Here is a 248-nt window from a genome sequence, read left to right on the forward strand (position 1 = left end):
TCGTTGTCGGGCGCCTTGGTCGTGTTGAGCTGCCAGTGGATGGTCGATCCGACCGGCGGGAACCAGTAGTGCCGGTGCACTGGGTCCTTGGCGACGAACGTCTTCTCGATGTTCGGCACGAACTGGTCGGCCCAGTCGGTCTCGCCGTTCGTCGTGGCGAGGTTGGCGGGGTCGTTGCCGGCGAAGGCGAGCATCCGGATGCCGGGGATGTGCTGCTTGCCGGGCTGCCAGTAGTTGGGGTTCTTGGT

General features: G+C 65.3%; 1 pseudogene. It reads right to left on the reverse strand.

Going from position 1 to position 248, the window contains the following annotated elements:
• Positions 1–248 (reverse strand): annotated as a pseudogene (locus ACPYOM_RS23280) (ABC transporter substrate-binding protein); the annotation flags it as partial.

The organism is Monashia sp. HAY1-2A (assembly GCF_056755315.1).